Source organism: Methylomonas sp. BG-2, assembly GCF_057766305.1.
On the sequence record NZ_JBYMAP010000068.1, the window covers coordinates 1 to 19,051 of the forward strand.

Consider the following 19,051-nt stretch of genomic DNA (forward strand, 5'->3'; position numbering starts at 1 on the left):
GGATTACCCAGGGAAGAGAAATTGAAAACTATCTTCCAATAGCTCATATTCAAGACGCAGTTAGCAAACTAAATCCTGAATCGAAATTCGACAATGGGCTTAGTCAATATGACAACTTGTTAAAGATAACAACAAAAGGCGGTAACCAAAAGCAAGCTTCAAAGGTGGAGGTTGCCAGATATATCGTTTCCAATTTTGAGCCTGACTTTAATGTTCTAGATTTACGAGATCAATTAAAAAAGTTAACTCGATTTATAAAAAACTCAAATCCCTCCGTAAATTAAAAATTTTATAGCTCTCAGGCTCTGTCTGGGAACCATTTGGTGTGGCGCCCGGCGCCTCGAACCGCTGAGCAGTTCAAACTGTATTCCAATGCTGGAGAGAGAACGATACAGAACAAGACAGCTTTCAATCCGGGGACGGTTTTTCTCCCCTGATGCCGCGCCGAGCACCGGAGGGTTTGAGCGGAATTGCCCGAAGGGGCGCGGCAGGGACGCCGCGCGTTTTTCGTAGGGGCTGGATGCCCCTTCGAAAAACCCCGCTCAAACCCTTCGGAGCGCAGGATTCAAGCGGCATGGGGTGTCGTTTCTTTTGGATACTTTTCTTTGGACAAGCAAAGAAAAGTATCGCGGCTGTCGGTCCGCGAACCGACATTAAAATAACCGTCGCGGAAGCGACACAACAAAACCAAAAGTTATCAAATACTCCATAAGCCGACGTGTTGGGTTACGGCTCCGCCTAACCCAACCTACACAAAAAACCAAAATGCTAAAACTCACCGAAACCACCCAAACCACAGAATCCCCCGACGACACCCTGACCCTACCTTTTGAGGCCCGCCAAAAATCCCGGCAACCGGCCACCACCCAAGGCGGTGTCCAAGTTGGCGTGTTTTTACCGAGAGGGCAAACCTTGAAACACGGCGCGGTGCTGACCAACACCCAAGGTTTCAAAGTAAAGGTCGAAGCGGCACCGGAAGCTCTGTCCACCGTCAAATGCGCCGATCCTTTACTGTTCGCCCGCGCCTGTTACCACTTGGGCAACCGCCACGTGGCGCTGCAAATCTTGCCCGGCGAGTTGCGATTTTTGACCGACCACGTGCTGGATCAAATGTTGATCGGTTTGGGTCTGACTGTCGAACATCAAACGCTGCCGTTCGAACCGGAAGCCGGCGCCTACCATAGCCATGGTCACTAATCTGTCGTTGCTGCGGCTGCTGCAACTGGTCAGCCCCAGTTTGCCGATCGGCATGTACAGCTATTCGCAGGGGCTGGAAACGTCGGTGCAGGACGGTTGGGTGACGAGCGCCGAGCAAACCGGCGACTGGCTGCGCGGCCTGTTGCGCAACGGCTTGGGCAAGGTCGATGCGCCGCTGTTGGCGCGGCTATACGATGCTTGGCACACTGGCGATCTGCACGCCGTCGAGCATTGGAGCCAAATCCTGACAGCCTGCCGGGAAACCGCCGAACTGCGCGCCGAGGACAAGCAGACCGGGCAGGCCTTGGCGCGCTTACTGGTCAATCTGGCGATGCCGGAAGCGCAATCTTGGCAAAAGCGGCCGGACGCCACGTTGGCGAATTTGTTTGCGTTGGCGGCGGTGCGCTGGCAAATCGACAAGGCCGACGCGGTTAGCGGTTACCTGTGGGGCTGGCTGGAAAACCAAGTGCTGGGCGCGATCAAGCTGGTACCGCTGGGCCAGGTGGCCGGGCAGCAGTTGTTGCAAAACTTGGCTGGCGACTTGCCGGCTTTGGTCGAGCAGGCTTTTCGGCTGGCGGACGAGGAGATCGGCGGCAGTTGCTTTGGTTTAGCCTTGGCCAGCAGTCGGCATGAGATGCAGTATTCGCGGTTATTTCGGTCTTGAGATTCCGCGTGGGCACTTAACGTGCCCACCTTGAACTTTCATGCCGTTAAGTTAAGCCGTTCGTGGTGAGCCTGTCGAGCCATGCTCGGCTCTTGTACCCTTTATAACCATTCACCCTTCGACGAGGGGCGAACGGTTAAGCCTTAATTCAATCGCCTACGCCATACCACGGCGCTTCCGATTGAAAAAGGTAGCCCCGATACAGCACAGCGAAATCGAGGCTTGGCATTTTTAAATCCCGGAGCGTATCCGGCCTACTGGAGAACACATGACTGACAAACAAGTATTACGAATCGGCGTCGGCGGCCCGGTGGGCTCCGGCAAAACCGCGTTGGTGGATGCCTTGTGTAAGGCAATGCGCGACGATTACCAAATCGGCGTGGTCACCAATGACATTTACACCCGCGAAGACCAGCAGTTCCTGATTCGCAGCCAGGCCTTGCCGGAAGAACGCATCCTGGGCGTGGAAACCGGCGGCTGTCCGCATACCGCGATCCGCGAGGATGCGTCGATGAATCTGGCGGCGGTCGATGAGTTGTGCGAGCGCTTTCCGGAACTGGATTTCGTGTTGGTGGAAAGCGGCGGCGATAATCTCAGCGCCACCTTCAGCCCGGAACTGGCCGATCTGACCCTCTACGTGATCGACGTGTCGGCCGGCGACAAGATTCCGCGCAAGGGCGGGCCCGGCATCACCAAATCGGATTTGCTGGTGATTAACAAAATCGACTTGGCGCCCCACGTCGGTGCGTCGTTGGAGGTGATGGACAGGGACGCGAAAAAGATGCGCGGCGAGCGGCCGTTCGTGTTCAGCAACATCAAAACCGGCGTTGGCCTGGACGCCATCGCTCAATTCATCGTCACCCAAGGCATGTTGGCGGCGCCGGCCTAAACCACCGCATATCGTTCAGCGGGCCGGGCGCCATCCGGCTCGTGGTTGACAACTGCCCCCCGGTTCCGCGATCACTCCCTCAGCCCCGAAGCCGCGCGTAAATTTGGCGCGGAACGGGGGCTGACGCACCATGGCGGGCGCTTTTTACGCACCTCACCTTGACTCGGCTCGGCCGCATGGCATGCTAAAAGTCAGCAGAAGTGCCGCGTCGATGGCAAGATAAAGCTTGCACGGCTCGGCGGTTTTCAGCCATCATCCGCCCCCTTTGCCCGCTCAAACGCATAGCACTTGCCTACCGCCACTAGCCCGCCCGTTTCCATCTTGACTCACAACAAAATCTCCCGCCCGGCCCATCCCCGCACCCGCCGCTATCGCTCATACGGCTATGCCAGATCGGCATTGATTATCGGCGGCATCGCGCTGATAGTCTGGCTGACGTTTTTGTTGCCGCTGTCGTTCGCGGTGCAAGCCAGCGAAGGCCCCGCCCACAATTCGCTGTTGGTGTTGCGCTTGTTGCAGTACGGTTTCCTGGCCGCCAACGCTTGCGGCATGTTACTGGCCACGACCTCGCTGTTTAAATCGCCCGCCAAGTTGGAGCTGACCATTTTCGGCTTGGCGTTCAATCTGGTCGATTTCGTGCTGGGACTGTCGCTGAATACCTAATTTGCGCTTCAACCCGACCGATTCCAGCCCGCCGCGAAGTCACAACGCCAACGGCAACCGGCCGATCTCCCGCCATCCACCGCCGGCCGGATTGCTTTACAATGTCCGCGACTTCATCATTCACGCCCGGCTCGCATGCAACTCAGCGTTCTTGATCCCCTGCTCCCCGGCCAACCGTTTCCGCCGCTGGAACGCGCGCTGACCGAACCCAACGGCCTGCTGGCGATAGGCGGTTGCTTATCGCCGACACGTCTGGTTAACGCTTACCAGCACGGCGCGTTTCCCTGGTTCAACCCCGGCGAGCCGATACTGTGGTGGTCGCCCAATCCGCGGCTGGTGTTGTTTCCGGAACGTTTGAAAGTTTCGCGCAGCTTGGGGAAAACCCTGCGCAAGGGAGGCTTCGAAACCCGCCACGACACGGCTTTCGCCCGGGTGATCGAGGCTTGCGCCGCGCCGCGCGGCGAAGAACGCGGCACCTGGATCACCGACGATATGCGCGCCGCCTACCAGATGCTGCACAAGCTCGGCATCGCCCATTCCTGGGAAGCGTGGCGGGACGGCGAACTGGTCGGCGGCCTTTACGGTCTGGCGATCGGCCGGGTGTTCTTCGGCGAATCGATGTTCCATCGGGCCACCGATGCGTCGAAAGTGGCGTTCGTGGATTTGGTGCGCCACTTGGCTAGCTGGGGCTACGGCTTGATCGACTGTCAGGTCAGTAGCGATCATTTGCTCAGTTTAGGCGCCGAGGACATCCCACGCCGCGAATTCGCGGCGGCACTGGCCGTGTTGTGCAAACAGGCACCGCATCCGCAAGCGTGGCAAATTTAAAATCGATTTCGCTGTGGCTGAGCGGCGAACAGGACTGCGCTTACCTGAACCAGCGGCGCGCGCGCTCGGCCTTCGTTCATCCCGATACCGAACTGGATCCCGCCGTTTATTCGCGCCTGATCGAACTGGGCTTTCGCCGTAGCGGCGACCACGTCTACCGGCCGCATTGCAACCACTGCCAAGCCTGCATACCGACCCGCATTCCGGTGCGCGATTTCCAACCGAACCGCAAACAGCGCCGCTGTCTGGCGCGAAACGCCGCCACTCGGACGGTCATCTGCAGCGCCGAATTCGATCCGCGCCATTTCCGGCTTTACCAAACCTACTTGCGGGCTCGCCACGACAAACCGGATGAGCCGCCACCGAGCGAGGAAGATTATTTGCGCTTTCTCACCAGCCGTTGGTGCGACACGCATTTCGTCGAATTTTTGATCGAAGGGCGCTTGGCGGCCGTCGCGGTGGTCGATGTCGTCGACCACGGCCTGTCGGCGGTGTATACCTTTTTCGACCCGGCCTTGGCGGCGTATAGCCCCGGCGTGTACGCGGTGCTTTGGCAAATCGAGCACGCCAAGCAATTGGAACTGCCCTACGTTTATCTGGGTTTCTGGATCGCCGAATGCCGTAAAATGCGCTACAAAATCGAGTATCAACCCTTGTCCGGCCTGATCGCCGGCCAGTGGCAAACCCTTTTACCCCCTTCAATCCACGAGGAATAAGCAGTGCCTAAAGCCAACGAACTCAAGCAGGGAACCGCTATCGAAATCAACGGCGAACCCTATGTCGTCAAAAGCATCGACGTGCGCAATCCAACCTCGCGCGGCGCGACGACCTTGTATAAAGTCCGCTTCACCCACATGAAAACCCGCCAAAAGCTGGACGAAACCTTCAAGAGCGACGACATGCTGAAGGCCGCCGATTGCTCGCGTTGCAACGTGCAGTATTCCTACCAGGACGGCGACACGTATTACTTCATGAACAGCGAGACTTACGAGCAATACGCGCTGGCGGCGGAGGATTTGGAAGGCCAGACCCTGTATTTGAGCGACGGCCTGGAAGGCATCATCATGTTGCTGATGGACGACGCGCCGCTGGGCATTCAATTGCCGACGACGGTGACTTTGCAGATCGTCGAAACCCCGCCGTCGATGAAGGGCTCCAGCGCCACCAAACGCACCAAAACCGCGAAGTTGACCACCGGCCTGGAAGTGCAGATCCCGGAATACATCGAAACCGGCGAGATCATCAAGGTGAACACCGAAACCGGCGAATTTTCGTCCAGGGCTTAGCCGGACGACCGGCGAAATCAGTCGTCCCGGCCCAATTTCGGCATTTTACCGGCCAAGCCCATTGCATGCTTGGCCAAGGCCGATTTCGCGAACGGCAGGTGATCCAAAACCGCCAGCCCGACGTTGCGCAGCGCGGCCGTCGGCAAATGGCTATTCGAGAACAGGCGCACCACGGTATCGGTAAAACCGATGGTGCGATCGTGATCCTGACGGCGTTGCCGGCTGTAGTCGCGCAACAGACTCGCCGCGCCGAGATCGCCGCCGCGATCGTGCTGGTCCATCAACATCTCCGCCAACAATGCAACATCGCGAATACCCAGATTGAAACCCTGCCCGGCCACCGGGTGCAATTGGTGGACCGCGTTGCCGATGATGACGGTTCTATCGGCCACCATGCTGTCGGCGCGGATCAGACTCAGCGGGAAGGCGCGGCGCGGCGCGATCAATTTCAATTCGCCCAAACGGTAGCCGAAACAGTCTTGCAGTTCGGCGAGGAACTCGCGATCGTTGACGGCCAGCAAGGCCTCGGCCTGCTCGTGATTGCGGGTCCAGACCACCGCCGATTGCCTGGCGGCGACCGGCAGCAAGGCCAGCGGGCCGAATTCGGTGAAGCGTTCGAAGGCGACCTGGCGGTTGGGCAAGGCCGATTGCACCGTGGTGACCAGCGCGGTCTGCCCGTATTCGCTGATTTGCTGGGGAATTTCCAGTAACTTGCGCACCGTCGAGTTGCCGCCGTCGGCGCCGACCAGCAATTGCGCGCTGAGATTCAACGAACTGCCGTCGGCCTGTTTCAAGCTGACATTGACCGCATCGTGCCCGGCCATCAAGCCGGCCACCCGCGTTTGATAAAAGCATTCGACCTGGGTTTTTTCGACCAGGTCGGCCGCATGCTGTTCGATGTCGCGGGCGACAATCACGTAACCCAGGGCATCAACGCCCTGCTCCGCCGCGGAAAGCCGGGTTTTGCCGAAATGACCGCGGTCGGAGATGTGGATATCCGCGATCGCGGTAGCCTTGCTGGCGACGCCGCGCCACGCGCCCAAGCGATCCAGCAATTCAACGGTGCCCTTGGCCAGCGCCAATGCCCGGTCGCCGGCCGGAGAATGGCGGAGTTGTTCTCGGCTATTGGCTTCGACCAGCGCGATCTTCAAGCCGCTGTTTTTCAGCGCCAAGGCCAGACAATTGCCCGCCAAACCGGCGCCGACGATGATCAGATCGTAATCGCGAGCCATTTAGGCGTTCATCAACGCTTCGATATCGGCGATGCTTTTCGGCACGCCGCCGGTCAGAATCTCGTGGCCGTCCTTGGTCACCAGCACGTCGTCCTCGATCCGGATGCCGATGCCGCGCCATTGTTTGTCAACCGTTTCGCATTGGGCGGGCACGTACAGGCCGGGTTCGACCGTCAACACCATACCGGGCTCCAACAAGCGCCATTCGTCCTTGATTTTGTAATCGCCGACGTCGTGTACGTCCATGCCCAGCCAGTGGCCGATGCGGTGCATGTAAAACTGTTTGTATTTTTCGTCCTTGATCAATTTCTTGACGCGGCCTTTTAACAATCCCAACTCCACCAAACCCTTGGTCAACGTCGTCACCGAGGCGTCGTGCGCCGCGTTCCAAGGATTGCCGGGCTTGATTTCGGCCAGCGCGGCGGCTTGAGCATCCAGTACCAACTGATAGAGCAGGCGTTGCGCTTCGCTGAACTTGCCCGAAACCGGAAAGGTGCGGGTGATGTCGGCGGCATAATGATCGCATTCGACGCCGGCGTCGATCAGCAGCAAATCGCCCTTGTTCAACTTGTCCTTGTTCTCGACGTAATGCAGCACGCAGGCATTTTTACCGCCGGCGACGATGGACGGATAGGCTACCGCCCGCAGTCCGTCCTGAATAAATTCGTGGATCAGTTCAGCTTCGATCTGATACTCGTACAAACCCGGTTTACAGGCCAGCATCGCCCGAACGTGGGCCTTGGCGGATACCTCCGCCGCTCGCCGCATCAACTTCAATTCCTCGGGGCTTTTGAACAAACGCATTTCGTGCAGGATGTGCTCCAGCGCGACCAGTTCGCCGGGCGCGCTGACGCCGGTTCGCGACTGTTTGCGGATGTTGTTGATCCACTCCATCAGCTTGTGGTCAAGATCGCTGTCCTTGCCCATTGGGTAGAACACCTTGCTCTTGTTCTCCAGCATGCCTGGCAGGATGTCGTCCAGATCGTCGATCGGAAAGGAATCGTCGGCCTCGTAATGCTGGGTGGCGCCTTCCAGGCCGGCATGCGCACCTTCCCATAGCGCCTTTTTTTCGTCGAATTCGCGGCAAAACAGTATGTATTCGCCTTTCTCGCGGCCGGGGATGAAGACCGCCATGGATTCGGCTTCGTTGAAACCGGTCAGGTAGTAGAAGTCGCTGTCCTGCCGAAACGGGTAATGCACGTCGCGGTTGCGGGTGCGCTGCGGGGCACTGGCAATAATGGCGATATTGCCCTTGCCGATCTGTTTCATGAGCGCCGACCGGCGTTTCTTGAATTCGCTTTGTTTCATGTCGAAAAGATCAATGCCTTTGTTGATCGCCGTCGCCGGCAAATTGGTCGCGGACCGTAAACACCGAGGCGCGCACGTATTCGCGGATTTCGATCAACGCGCTTTCGTCGTCTTCACCGCCAACATCGCTGTCGATTTTGGTCAGCTCTATCATGTCGCGCATCACTTCGGCGGTATCGCCGGGCCAATCCGCATCGGTTTTGGCATAGCCGACCCCGAATAAAAAGCCCTGGCACCAGCAACGCAAAGCCTCGACTTGTTCGTCCAGCGGTGCGGCTTCCTCCGGCATCAGCAAATCGAACTCAAAGCTCTGATCCTGATTTTCCAGAAGTTGCCGAGTCTGTTCGAACAAGTTCGCCAAAAACTCCCGGTCTTCGTCGATCAACTCCCGGTCTTCGTCGAAGAGTTCGTGCAGCCAATTGGCAAAGTCGGCGCGGGTTTCAACGCACAGCATGCCGGTGGCGATACCGTGCGCTTCCGCGCCGCCCATGTCGGCATCGTGTTGCTCCAAAATGGCGTTTAAGGTTTCATAGGTCATCTGGCTCTTGACCCCTGGATAGGCTGTTTAATCACGAGGCTTATGCTAACATTGTTCGGAAATCCCGACGATTATACCGCCATATCGGTTCAACTCCTCTCCGTGCTATGTCTCAAAGCGAAAAAGACCCGACTACCGAGCTCGAAGCGTTGGAAGCCAAGCTGGATGCGCTGATAGCACAATACAATCAAGTCAAAAACGAAAACAAGTCCTTGAAAATAAAACAGGATGCCTTGGTCAAGGAAAAAGCCAGACTCCTTGAAAAAACCACATTGGCCAAAGCCCGCGTCGAAGCGATGATCGCCCGCTTGAAGGCGATGGAGCACGACTCATGAGTAAAACGATGCAAGCCGTATCGTTAAACATCTTGGGCAAGGAATACAAAATCGCTTGCGCCGCCGAGGAAAAAGACACGCTGATCGATTCCGCCCGCGAACTGGATCGGCAAATGCGCAAAATCCGCGATACCGGCAAAGTCTCCGGCGCCGATCGGATCGCGGTCTTGGCGGCATTGAATCTCGCCCACGATTTGGCATCCGGCAATAAAACCTCTGTCTCCAGCCCGGACATGGCGGGCCGATTGGCGGATTTACGCCGCAAGATAGAAAACGTTTTGGAAACCCCTTAATTCGTTTAGAATAGCGACCCTATCTCCTGCGGCGTTCGAGCAGTACTGGGTGTTTCCTGAACCTGCATTTGCCCCGGAAGCTTTTTACCCGTCATGGTGTGCATGCCTGTTCATTCAGGAAGCCTGATTGACTGGATTTGGTTTCCACTTGAACCTCCGGTTCAAGGACGAAAGTATCAGACGGCGCAGGCGGGAGATTTTCTTTTCAGCCATTCCGTGGCGCCGATTTCCAAGTCTCGGCCGCCAAAGCCTCACCCGCAACGCGCCACCGAGCGAACTCGCGCCCTGGCCCCGAAGCTCCAGTACTTTGATTAAACGTTATACGGCGTGGCAATCCAGTCGCGCAATACCGCTTCGTCGCGCTTGGGCAAGTAGGCAAAATCGCCGGAAATGTCGCGAAATACCGATTCGGCGATATGCGTCGAGACCAAGCGCCCCTTCAGCATATAGAAAAACCAGGCAAAGGGATGGCCGGCCTGGCGGTCGAAGCGGGTCAGCACGTTACTGAGAGCACTGCCTTTCTTACCCGCGAAGTCTTCCAGCTGCGGCAATTGATGTTTATGGGTGTTGACCAATTCGACGTTGACGATTTGCTCGCCAAATCGGCCGGTGTGGGAATAGGGCCGAATGATCCAGTCTTCCGACATTCGAGCGACTTGCCCGGCGCTGCTGCGATTCCAATCGTCCATGAAGCGGCGCACCGAATGCTCGCCGGGATGGCGCTCGTCTATCACTCCCATGAACAATGCCACGTCGGTCTTCCGCCGATACGCGTAGCGCGAATGGCCGAAACCAAAACTCTCGATACAAAACGGTTGAATCGGATCGATAAACTCTTCCAGATCGTCCGGCGGATTGGCTTCGTCGACCAGCATCCGATCCGAAACTTCGTGGGTCTTATCGATTTCGATCAGCGTAAAATCTTCTGCCTTGTCGCCGGTCTGCACGACGAAATACAGGGTTTTACCGGTCTGTTTGGTGGCAATCAGTTTTTGTTCCAGCGCGTACTCGATCAGCGTCTGCAGATTCTGCCCGCACTCGATGTAGGACCGCTCCACCCATTCGGTGATGTCGTTGGCGATCCGGGTGCCGTTCATGTCGACGACACCGCCAAGCTTGTACCACTCGTCGCCTATCATGGCCAAGCGTAGCGGGAAATCGGGAATCAATTGTTGCAGCTTGTTTTGCAACAGTTCGTCGGTTTGACCTGGGATGATCTTTTTACAGCATTCGGCAATGTCTTGTCCGGCAATCGCGAGTCGGGCTTCAGTCATGTTCGGCTTTGGGGCTGTTAATGGAATTCAAGCGTTGTTGTACCAATTCCCTTACATCGGGTTCCGGGTCGTCCGCCAATACCGTTAAACGGGCGGGTTCAACCTTGGCCGCCGCAGTATAGCGCACCACCCAATCCGGGTCTTGCAACATCGTCGCGGCATCGTCGGGCGGCATGCGTTCGACGACGATGCGGCGCACATCGGACGCGGGATCCTCGGCCATCAGTCCCAAGCTGACTTCCGGCAATCGTTCGGCAACCCGCTTACGCACCTGCAAATCCTCATCCTTGATAAAGCGGAACAAGCGACCCGGCGGCAAGCGCTTTGCGACAGTCAAACGAACAATATAATCCGGATCGTTCGCCAGTAATTCGAGATGTTCAAGATCGATGCGGTCGGCAACCGTCATCCGCACTTCCCGGTCCGGATCGTCTATCCAGCTTTGCAACTGTTGCGCCGGCAAGCGGAAGGCGACCGCCCGCCGCACCACTTCGTCCTCGTCGTGTATCAGCGCTTGCAGGGCCTTCTGCGGCGCGTAGCGTACCGCGATCGCCCGCCGCTCCCAGAATTTATCGTTCAAATAGTGCGTCGCATAGGCCGGATTAACCCGAAAAAACCGATCAATCTGGCGGCCGCTATCGACGAACACGCAGGTGTCGCCGGGCATGCAGCGCCCCATCAACAGCGTTTTTCCGCGAAAGGGGCAGATACTGCAATCACCTATCGGCGTGGAATCGGGCGCGTCTGTTTCCGCCATGCCGCACTCAATCCTCGATCACTTCGGCGATCACAATGCCGGTGGCATGTTCGTAATTGCTGGTGAGGCATAAACAATGTTCACGGCCGTCCACCAAATACAAGTTAAATCCGCGTCCCTCGAGCAACGGTTCGTTGTTGGGAATGTCGTCGTCCATGCAATAGGTGAAATGGATGTCGGGGTAGGCTTCGCGGAGCGTGCCGACCACAGTTTCGCTGAGGACGTCGCTGCCAATTTTACCGGCGATTTCCGCCAATTGTTCGGGTTTAATCATGAAGTGGATTCCTGTTCGAGACTGACACGGCGGCCCGCGCGGATGCCCATCGATTTGGCCAACCAAGGCGGCGGCGCATCGGCGAGGACGGTTTGCAATTGATTGAGAAGTTCGGAGACGACGGCCCCTAGTTCGGTCTTGATTGGGTGTGTGCCGAATTTCACGACTTTAGCCGCCGCGGGGCCGCCGATGGACGCGGTGTAGAGTACGCGGCAATCGGCAATTAACTCAGCACGGTAAGAATTCTTGTCGGCATGCCGACGCTGAGCATCAATATCGACACTGCGAATATCGATTAACCGAGCCTCTTCCGCCGACACTTGATAGACCAAAAACTGGCGACAAGAACCGAAATGACCAGCGATCCGGGTCGGATCATCGCTGCCGACCGCCACCAAAATCGAACCGGCGGCGTTGGCCGGCAAGGTTTGCGGCTTGGGTGGATCGGGAAAGGCAACGCTCTGCAAAATCCCCAACGTTAAACGCACGGTTTGAGGATCGGCCGAGATGCCGAAGTTGTTGAGCGCCTGGCGGAAGCGGTCTTCGCCAAGCTCCGCCAGCGTGGCGCCGTCCAGTACCGGGCCCACGCACGCGTGCAAAATCGACACAAATAATTTGGGAGCGGTATCGGGCAAGGCTCGAGACGCCAACCCGATACGCAAAGCCAGTTCCCTCGTCAAGGCGGACTGGCGCATGGCACTATGCCACTAACGGCAATATGCAATTGTCGATCGGGCAAACCTTAACGCATTGCGGTTCGTCGAAGTCACCGTTGCACTCGGTGCAGGTTTTTTTGTTGATTTCGAACACCACCGCCCCTTCCTTAATCGAATCGGTCGGGCATACGGGTTTGCAATCACCACAGGAAATACATTCCTCGGCAACAATGTAGAGAGTCATGCGTTATTCCTCCGCTAATCGCTTGGCTTGCAACGTAGTTGGGATTTTCGGTGGAGGACTCATCGGTTCGAAGTAATATTTTGAGCCATCGCCCAACGTGACTTCGCCGCCCCATTTGTCCTCGCCATCGAATTCTAACGATTCTATGGTTTCTTCCAAGTCTTTTTTGGCAACATAGAACAGCAGTTTACCATCTTCGCGTTTTCTGAGCATGACGCTGGGCATAGATTTCTCCAAACGAAAGCGGGGGCAAACTTGCATTTGCCCCCGCGGGTAAACGATTTGTTAGCGAATCAAATCGTAGTTGTAGTCGGTGGTTCCCATACCGCGGGTTTCCTTATCCAACTGCTCCAGTACCGCGTTAACCAGCGTGGTCAGCACGTACATCGCGCCTTCGTAGCCCAGGGTGGTCATACGGTGCAAGTGGTGGCGATCGAAAATCGGGAAGCCGATGCGGATCAGCGGAACCTCGAACTCTTCGCCTTTGTACATGGTATCCCGTTGGATGAATTTACCGTAGGAGTTACCGATCATGAAGTCCGGTTTGTTGGTAAACATCAGCGAGCGGAAGTGCCACAAGTCGCGACCAATATGCACGGTAGCAGTTTGGCCGTAAGGCGACGCTTTCAAGATTTCTTCGCAAGCTTTTTTCCAACGTTTGTTGGCGTGGTTGACCAACACGTCGGTGACTTCGGCGCCGAATTCCAGCAGCATTTTAGTCATACCCAACGCGAAGTCGGCATCGCCGTACAACGCGAATTTTTTGCCATGCAGCCAAGCATGCGAGTCGGTCATCATATCGACCAAACGGCCGCGTTCGACTTCGAGTGACTTCGAAATGGGTTTGCCGCTCAGTTCGGAGACTTTCATCAGCAACGCGTCGGTCCATTCCAAGCCCATCGGAATGTTCAGTTTCGGCACATCGTGATTCCAAGTGGTTTCAGCGAACTTTTTGGTTTTTTCCAATTGCCAAGGTTGCAGTAACACGGTGGTAATCGCGTTCGGCGCATCCTTGATTTCATCCATCGTGGTGCCGCCGGAATACATCCGGAAAGTACCGTCGGCCGGGGTATCCAATACTTCGGTCGGATCGCTGAGCAGCGTGTAATCGACGCCCATTTCCTTCATCATCCGGTGGATGACGCGGTAGTTGCCCAAATAGGTTTCGAAGCCCGGCACGAAGTTGATTTTGCCGTTTTTGCCAGGCTCCTTGCCTTCCATCGTTTTCAGCGTGAAGTAACGCGCCATGCCTTCGAACATGTTATCCCAGCCGGTAGTGTGGCTACCGACGAAGCTTGGGGTATGAGCAAATGGCACGGGGAAGTCTTGATCCACGTGACCTTCTTTCTTGGCGTTGTTGATAAACGCGTTCAAGTCGTCACCGATTACTTCGGCCATGCAAGTCGTCGAAACGGCAATGATGTCCGGTTGGTACAAGGCTTTAGCATTTTCCAAACCGGCAAACATGTTTTTCTGACCACCGAATACCGCCGCGTCTTCGGTCATCGAGTCGGAAACGCAAGAGACCGGCTCTTTGAAATGGCGGTTAAAGTAGGTACGGAAGTAAGCCACGCAACCTTGCGAACCGTGGACGTAAGGCATGGTTTTTTCGAAACCCAATGCGCACAACACGGCGCCCAGTGGTTGGCAAGCTTTAGCCGGATTGATCGTGATCGCTTCACGGCTGAAGTTCAATTCTTGGTATTCCTTGGTCGTCGTCCATTCGAATACTTCGTCGATGGTATCTTGCGGGTGACGCTCTTCGTATTGCGCACGCTTGTTGGCAAGATTTTCCTTGTATTCGTCGGTTCGAAACAAGGGATAACTAGGGGCTATTTTGTCGACATTTTGGCTCATGATAATCTCCTAAACGCGCCACTAATCTGTGGTCCGGCGTTGATTGGATTTAGTCGGGCTGCTCTTTGTCCAAGCAACCCGATCTTCGAAAAGCAGGGTACGCCCCGTTGCCCGAGAGGCAAAGCCGCGCACCCCACGGCATCATTGCATTCGCTATTAGGCGACTGCTTTTACCGCTTCGCTCTCAGACGCATCGGTTTTCCAAGGCGCCTTGATTTGTTTCCAGCATGGGTTATTCAGCGTCATGTCCATATCGCGGGCGAAGATGGCAAAGCCGTCGTAGCCGTGGTATGGGCCTGAGTAATCCCAAGAGTGCATTTGCCGGAATGGGATACCCATTTTTTGGAAAATGTACTTTTCTTTAATGCCGGAGCCAATTAGGTCGGGTTGAACTTTTTTGACGAACTCTTCGAATTCGTAGCCGGTGACATCGTCATACAACAGCGTGGCATTGCCGATTTCCTTGATGGTACGATCATAGTCGTCGTTGTGACCGAACTCGTAACCGGTACCAACCACTTCCATACCCAGGTCTTCGTAAGCACCGATCACGTGACGAGGACGCAGACCGCCGATGTACAACATCACGCGTTTGCCTTGCAGACGCGGTTTGTATTTGGCGATAACGGCTTCGTATTCGGAGCTGTAGCGAGCGATCACGCGTTCCGCGCCTTCCTTGATGGTGTCATCGAAGTGAGCGGCGATTTTACGCAGTGATTCGGCGATTTTGGTTGGGCCGAAGAAGTTGTACTCGATCCAGGGAATGGAATATTTTTCTTCCATGTGCCGAGCGATGTAGTTCATCGAACGGTAGCAGTGGATCAAGTTCAATTTCACTTTCGGGGTGTTTTCGATCTCGGCGATGGTGCCGTCGCCGGACCATTGCGCGACCACTTTCAGACCCATTTCTTCCAACAGGGTACGCGAAGCCCAAGCGTCGCCACCGATGTTGTAGTCGCCGATCACGGCTACGTCGTATGGACCGACTTCGTAAGCGGGTTGTTTACCGTCGCTTTTATCCAAAACCCAGTCGCGGATGGCGTCGTTGGCGATGTGGTGACCCAAGGATTGGGAAACACCGCGGAAGCCTTCGCAACGCACTGGTACCACGGTTTTGCCGATGTCTTTGGATTTAACCTTGGAAACCGCTTCGATGTCGTCGCCGATCAGACCGATCGGGCACTCGGATTGAATCGAAACGCCTTTGTGCAACGGGAACAGAGCTTCGATTTCATCGATACATTTGGCCAGTTTTTTGTCGCCGCCGAATACGATGTCTTTCTCTTGGAAATCAGAGGTAAAGTTCATCGTACCGAAGGTGTTGACACCGGTGGTACCGACATAATAGTTACGGCGGCCGGCGCGGGAATATTGACCGCAACCGACTGGACCGTGGGAAATATGGATCATGTCCTTGATCGGACCCCAAACCACACCTTTGGAACCGGCATACGCGCAACCACGAATGGTCATTACGCCCGGCAACGATTTGCGGTTTGAAGTGATGCATTTGTTGGATTTTTCCAACTCGTGATCGTTGACCGCCAAGTGTTTCGCGCGGTCTTTTTTGGCTTTCTCGGGATAGACTTCCAGCACTTCTGCAATCAGCGCTTCGGTCTCTTCTCTTGTCATGGCTGCCATGATGTTATCCTCCTAATGTCGTGGGCAATCCCCCAACAGACAGTTTTTGGGAACAGATAGGGTGGCGGGCGGCAAACCGCCCGCCGGTTTCTAGCAAGACTTATTCTTCGGCAGCGGTTTTACCGATCAAAGATGCGTCTTCTTCTTCCATCAGACCGAAGTTCATCAACAACTCTTCCAACTCGTCCATCGTGATCGGAGTAGGGATCACCAAGTTTTTGTTGTGCAGAACTTTTTGAGCCAAAGCGCGGTATTCGTCGGCTTGTTTCGCGGTTGGTTCGTACTCGATAACAGTCATACGACGGATTTCGGCACGTTGTACAACGTTGTCACGTGGTACGAAGTGGATCATTTGAGTGCCCATTTGTCTTGCCAACTCTTCGATCAGTTCGTCTTCACGAGCTGTTTGACGTGAGTTGCAGATCAAACCGGCCAAACGAACGCCGCCTGAGTTGGCGTATTTGACGATACCTTTGGCGATGTTGTTGGCGGCATACATAGCCATCATCTCGCCAGAGCAAACGATGTAAATTTCTTGCGCTTTGTTTTCGCGGATAGGCATCGCGAAACCGCCGCAAACAACGTCACCCAATACGTCGTAGAATACGAAGTCGAGTTCGTCGTCGTAAGCGCCTTCCTCTTCCAGGAAGTTGATCGCGGTGATAACACCACGGCCGGCGCAACCAACTCCTGGCTCAGGACCGCCTGATTCAACGCATTTGACGTCGCCGTAGCCGACTTTCAATACGTCTTCCAGTTCCAAGTCCTCGACGCTACCAGCTTCGGCGGCCAAGTGCATGATGGTGGTTTGCGCTTTTGAGTGCAGGATCAAGCGAGTAGAATCGGCTTTAGGGTCGCAACCGACGATCATCACTTTTTTACCGGCTTCCGCCAGAGCGGCAACCAGGTTTTGGGTTGTGGTGGATTTACCAATACCACCTTTACCGTAAATAGCACATTGACGTAATTTCGCCATGACTTTCTCCTCTTGTGGGCTTTGTTAATAACAACCCTACTACAGCAATGGACGTGCCAGTTTGCCGATACAAGACAAACTATTGATATATAAATGTTTTTTTATCAAAAAAACGCCCAACAATGTAGTCGCATACCCAACATTTTGTATCGCCCACTGTCGTTTTACTCACAGCCCACGTGTGGTTATTGTGACAACGCCAATCGAGTACGTTTAAACCCGCGTCGTCGGCGGCGCCAAGGGCATGCGCCAATACCGACCCAAGCCGTTTTCGCGACTCCGATTGACGCTATATATAATGTGGTATCGGCGTTAGGCCCGACGAGTTCGGCGGGCGCCGATTTCCTCTTCTTCACGAACGCGCGGACGCGCCAGGCGTGTCGCCATGCCTGCTTCAACGCTCTCGTTGCGGCGCCACGGCAAACACTCGGCGCTGTTGGCCGCGGCCAATCAATACTGGGGTTAAGCAAACACAGGCACCGCCGCTCAGGATTCAGACGACCCGAAACTCGGTTTGGCGGCCTTAACATAAGGGTTGCAGGAACAACAGGCGTTGAACCACGAAAACCGGTCCGACCGCTTGATCCTAGGCACCTGTTCGGACATTGTTTGCGGTATGAAACGAGAGACCTCGACGAACCGGGCGACCGGCAAAGCATTGCGATGCCGCGCGCCAACGGCGACTATATCGGCTTGATCAAACACGGCCATGATGCCGGACTGCTGAAAACCGACACCGGCCAACGCGCGCGGCTGGAACACCTGTTCAGCCGCGCCAAGCGCGACCCGGGCGAGGACGGCTGAGTCTTACCCGCGCTTGTCGGTCAATAACGAGGCGACGGTTTTGGAAACGTTCACCGCGCCGAGATAGATTTCGTCCATGACCCTGGAGACCTGAGCAATTTGCTCGTTGCTGGATTGCGCGCTGTTTCTGACGATGTCCATCCGTTCGGTCACGGTCGCGGTCAAGTTACGGTTGGCGTAAACCACTTGATCGATTTCGGCGGTGGACTTGCTGGTGCGCGCCGCCAATTGCCGTACCTCGTCGGCAACCACCGCGAAGCCCCGCCCCTGGTCGCCGGCCCGCGCCGCCTCGATGGCGGCGTTTAGCGCCAGTAAATTGGTTTGATCGGCGATTTCGCGTATCGTCGAAACGATCGCCGCGATATTGCGGGATTGTTCGTTCAGCCGGTTGATCACCTCGCCGGTCTGGTTGATCTGATCGGTAATTTCATTGGACATCGTGACCGAGGTCGCCAGTAACTCGGCACCGGTTTGCGCGATCTGGCTGGTTTCTTCCGCTGTGGAAAACGACATCTCGGCCGCCTGGATTACCGTGGTATTGCGATTGACGTTTTCGGTCACATCGCTGGCGAACTTGATCACTTTCAGCACTCGCCCGTCGGTATCGAACACCGGATTGTAGGAGGCTTCCAGCCAAACACTATCGCCGCGGGCATTGCGGCGTTGAAATTGTCCGGATTGGAATTGGCCGCGCTGGATTTTCTCCCAAAAGTTCGGCTGATCCCGATAAAACTGTTCGAAGCACAACATTCGATGATGCTGGCCGACCAAATCGCCGAGTTGGTAGCCCATCAGGCTCAGGAAATTCGCATTTGCGGTGACGATTGTCCCATCGGGTTTAAACTCGATGACCGCCATTGAGCGATCGATAGCTTTTTGTATCGCCAATTGGTCCCGGAGGCGATCTTGCATCTCGGTCACGTCGGCGGCGATTTTAAACACCCGCGTCACTTCGCCCCGCTGATTCACAACGGGAAAATACGTGGCTTCCAGCCAAAGCGTCTCGCCGGTTTTACGACGGCGTTGAAAGGTGCCTTGTTGCTTGCGTCCGGCTCTCAGGCTGCTCCAAAACGTCCCATACTCGGCGCTGTTGGCATGCCCCGGATCGCATAGGACTCGGTGATGCTGGCCCTGCAATTCGGCGGCCGAGTAACCAACAACCTCCAGAAACAAGCGATTGGCGCCGATAATAGTGCCGTTCGGCTGAAACTGAATCGTGGCGATATTGGCATCGATGGCGTCGGCAAAATCGGTGGTCTCGGCCAAGCGGCGCCGAGCCTCGGCCAAGTCGGCCTTCAGGCGGCGATTGAAAAAATCGAACATTCTATTCTCCAT

The 19,051-nt window shown here is 55.9% G+C and carries 24 protein-coding genes and 1 other RNA gene; 12 read left to right on the forward strand and 13 right to left on the reverse strand.

Translation table 11 applies throughout. The features are described 5' to 3' along the window. The 8 genes from AC3B8H_RS08565 to efpL form a co-directional block, all read left to right on the forward strand. The coding region (locus AC3B8H_RS08565) for a hypothetical protein (RefSeq protein ID WP_488441176.1) at positions 1-284 on the forward strand (284 nt) is incomplete at its 5' end. A gap of 481 nt (positions 285-765) precedes the next feature. Further along, complete coding sequence (ureE, locus tag AC3B8H_RS08570; protein WP_488441177.1) at positions 766-1,197, forward strand: urease accessory protein UreE; 432 nt, start codon at positions 766-768, stop codon at positions 1,195-1,197. Then, entirely contained in the window at positions 1,187-1,861 is a 675-nt protein-coding gene (locus tag AC3B8H_RS08575) for an urease accessory protein UreF (protein ID WP_488441178.1), read from the forward strand. Before ureE ends, AC3B8H_RS08575 begins: the two co-directional genes overlap by 11 nt. A 268-nt stretch (positions 1,862-2,129) precedes the next feature. Beyond that, a complete protein-coding gene (ureG, locus tag AC3B8H_RS08580; protein WP_488441179.1) occupies positions 2,130-2,750 on the forward strand; it encodes an urease accessory protein UreG in 621 nt (206 codons plus the stop codon). A 321-nt stretch (positions 2,751-3,071) separates the two neighbouring features. Continuing rightward, positions 3,072-3,413, forward strand: a complete 342-nt coding sequence (locus tag AC3B8H_RS08585) for a hypothetical protein (protein WP_488441180.1) — start codon at positions 3,072-3,074, stop codon at positions 3,411-3,413. A gap of 135 nt (positions 3,414-3,548) precedes the next feature. Then, positions 3,549-4,241: a leucyl/phenylalanyl-tRNA--protein transferase gene (aat, locus tag AC3B8H_RS08590; protein ID WP_488441181.1), complete on the forward strand. Its 693-nt coding sequence runs from the start codon at positions 3,549-3,551 to the stop codon at positions 4,239-4,241. Next, positions 4,229-4,957 carry an arginyltransferase gene (locus AC3B8H_RS08595; RefSeq protein WP_488441182.1) on the forward strand — a complete coding sequence of 243 codons (729 nt, stop codon included), beginning with the start codon at positions 4,229-4,231 and terminating at the stop codon, positions 4,955-4,957. Before aat ends, AC3B8H_RS08595 begins: the two co-directional genes overlap by 13 nt. Positions 4,958-4,960: 3 nt before the next feature. After that, on the forward strand, positions 4,961-5,527 hold the full coding sequence (gene efpL / locus AC3B8H_RS08600) for an elongation factor P-like protein EfpL (RefSeq protein WP_488441183.1): 567 nt from the start codon (positions 4,961-4,963) through the stop codon (positions 5,525-5,527). A 17-nt stretch (positions 5,528-5,544) separates the two neighbouring features. Here the strand turns inward: efpL and ubiH are convergent, their stop codons facing one another. The 3 genes from ubiH to AC3B8H_RS08615 are packed head-to-tail and all read right to left on the reverse strand — an operon-like array spanning position 5,545 to position 8,605. Beyond that, on the reverse strand, positions 5,545-6,759 hold the full coding sequence (gene ubiH / locus AC3B8H_RS08605; RefSeq protein ID WP_488441184.1) for a 2-octaprenyl-6-methoxyphenyl hydroxylase: 1,215 nt from the start codon (positions 6,757-6,759) through the stop codon (positions 5,545-5,547). Beyond that, positions 6,760-8,067 carry a Xaa-Pro aminopeptidase gene (gene pepP / locus AC3B8H_RS08610; protein ID WP_488441185.1) on the reverse strand — a complete coding sequence of 436 codons (1,308 nt, stop codon included), beginning with the start codon at positions 8,065-8,067 and terminating at the stop codon, positions 6,760-6,762. A 10-nt stretch (positions 8,068-8,077) separates the two neighbouring features. Further along, entirely contained in the window at positions 8,078-8,605 is a 528-nt protein-coding gene (locus AC3B8H_RS08615) for a UPF0149 family protein (protein ID WP_488441186.1), read from the reverse strand. Positions 8,606-8,712: 107 nt separating this feature from the next. Between AC3B8H_RS08615 and AC3B8H_RS08620 the strand changes: the two genes are divergently transcribed. From AC3B8H_RS08620 to ssrS, 3 genes are all read left to right on the forward strand, one after another. Continuing rightward, the gene (locus tag AC3B8H_RS08620) at positions 8,713-8,940 is read left to right on the forward strand and encodes a TIGR02449 family protein (protein WP_064027264.1); all 228 of its coding nucleotides are present in this window, start codon (positions 8,713-8,715) and stop codon (positions 8,938-8,940) included. Continuing rightward, complete coding sequence (locus AC3B8H_RS08625; protein ID WP_488441187.1) at positions 8,937-9,233, forward strand: cell division protein ZapA; 297 nt, start codon at positions 8,937-8,939, stop codon at positions 9,231-9,233. The genes AC3B8H_RS08620 and AC3B8H_RS08625 overlap by 4 nt, the downstream gene beginning before the upstream one ends. A gap of 20 nt (positions 9,234-9,253) precedes the next feature. Beyond that, a non-coding RNA gene (gene ssrS / locus AC3B8H_RS08630) (6S RNA) lies at positions 9,254-9,433 on the forward strand. Between the two features lie 111 nt (positions 9,434-9,544). On the opposite strand, the gene AC3B8H_RS08635 is transcribed toward ssrS, so the two are convergent. From AC3B8H_RS08635 to nifH, 9 genes are all read right to left on the reverse strand, one after another. After that, the gene (locus tag AC3B8H_RS08635; protein WP_488441188.1) at positions 9,545-10,507 is read right to left on the reverse strand and encodes a hypothetical protein; all 963 of its coding nucleotides are present in this window, start codon (positions 10,505-10,507) and stop codon (positions 9,545-9,547) included. Then, positions 10,500-11,264 (reverse strand): 4Fe4S-binding leucine-rich repeat protein, encoded by a 765-nt coding sequence (locus tag AC3B8H_RS08640; protein WP_488441189.1) that lies wholly within the window; start codon positions 11,262-11,264, stop codon positions 10,500-10,502. Before AC3B8H_RS08640 ends, AC3B8H_RS08635 begins: the two co-directional genes overlap by 8 nt. A gap of 7 nt (positions 11,265-11,271) precedes the next feature. Beyond that, a complete protein-coding gene (locus tag AC3B8H_RS08645; protein ID WP_488441190.1) occupies positions 11,272-11,538 on the reverse strand; it encodes a DUF6129 family protein in 267 nt (88 codons plus the stop codon). Continuing rightward, positions 11,535-12,233: a NifB/NifX family molybdenum-iron cluster-binding protein gene (locus tag AC3B8H_RS08650; RefSeq protein ID WP_488441191.1), complete on the reverse strand. Its 699-nt coding sequence runs from the start codon at positions 12,231-12,233 to the stop codon at positions 11,535-11,537. Before AC3B8H_RS08650 ends, AC3B8H_RS08645 begins: the two co-directional genes overlap by 4 nt. Positions 12,234-12,237: 4 nt before the next feature. Next, positions 12,238-12,438 carry a 4Fe-4S binding protein gene (locus AC3B8H_RS08655; protein WP_064027252.1) on the reverse strand — a complete coding sequence of 67 codons (201 nt, stop codon included), beginning with the start codon at positions 12,436-12,438 and terminating at the stop codon, positions 12,238-12,240. A gap of 3 nt (positions 12,439-12,441) precedes the next feature. Beyond that, positions 12,442-12,663 (reverse strand): putative nitrogen fixation protein NifT, encoded by a 222-nt coding sequence (nifT, locus tag AC3B8H_RS08660; RefSeq protein ID WP_064027250.1) that lies wholly within the window; start codon positions 12,661-12,663, stop codon positions 12,442-12,444. 60 nt (positions 12,664-12,723) lie between these two features. Then, positions 12,724-14,295, reverse strand: coding sequence for a nitrogenase molybdenum-iron protein subunit beta (nifK, locus tag AC3B8H_RS08665; RefSeq protein WP_488441192.1), 1,572 nt, complete (start codon positions 14,293-14,295; stop codon positions 12,724-12,726). A gap of 156 nt (positions 14,296-14,451) precedes the next feature. After that, the gene (gene nifD, locus AC3B8H_RS08670; protein ID WP_488441193.1) at positions 14,452-15,936 is read right to left on the reverse strand and encodes a nitrogenase molybdenum-iron protein alpha chain; all 1,485 of its coding nucleotides are present in this window, start codon (positions 15,934-15,936) and stop codon (positions 14,452-14,454) included. A gap of 100 nt (positions 15,937-16,036) precedes the next feature. Next, positions 16,037-16,912, reverse strand: a complete 876-nt coding sequence (nifH, locus tag AC3B8H_RS08675; RefSeq protein ID WP_488441194.1) for a nitrogenase iron protein — start codon at positions 16,910-16,912, stop codon at positions 16,037-16,039. Positions 16,913-17,521: 609 nt separating this feature from the next. Here nifH and AC3B8H_RS08680 point away from each other — a divergent pair. Continuing rightward, on the forward strand, positions 17,522-17,716 hold the full coding sequence (locus AC3B8H_RS08680; protein WP_488441195.1) for a hypothetical protein: 195 nt from the start codon (positions 17,522-17,524) through the stop codon (positions 17,714-17,716). Between the two features lie 3 nt (positions 17,717-17,719). On the opposite strand, the gene AC3B8H_RS08685 is transcribed toward AC3B8H_RS08680, so the two are convergent. Further along, positions 17,720-19,051, reverse strand: a 1,332-nt coding sequence (locus AC3B8H_RS08685; protein ID WP_488441196.1) for a methyl-accepting chemotaxis protein, incomplete at its 5' end; no start/stop codon positions are given.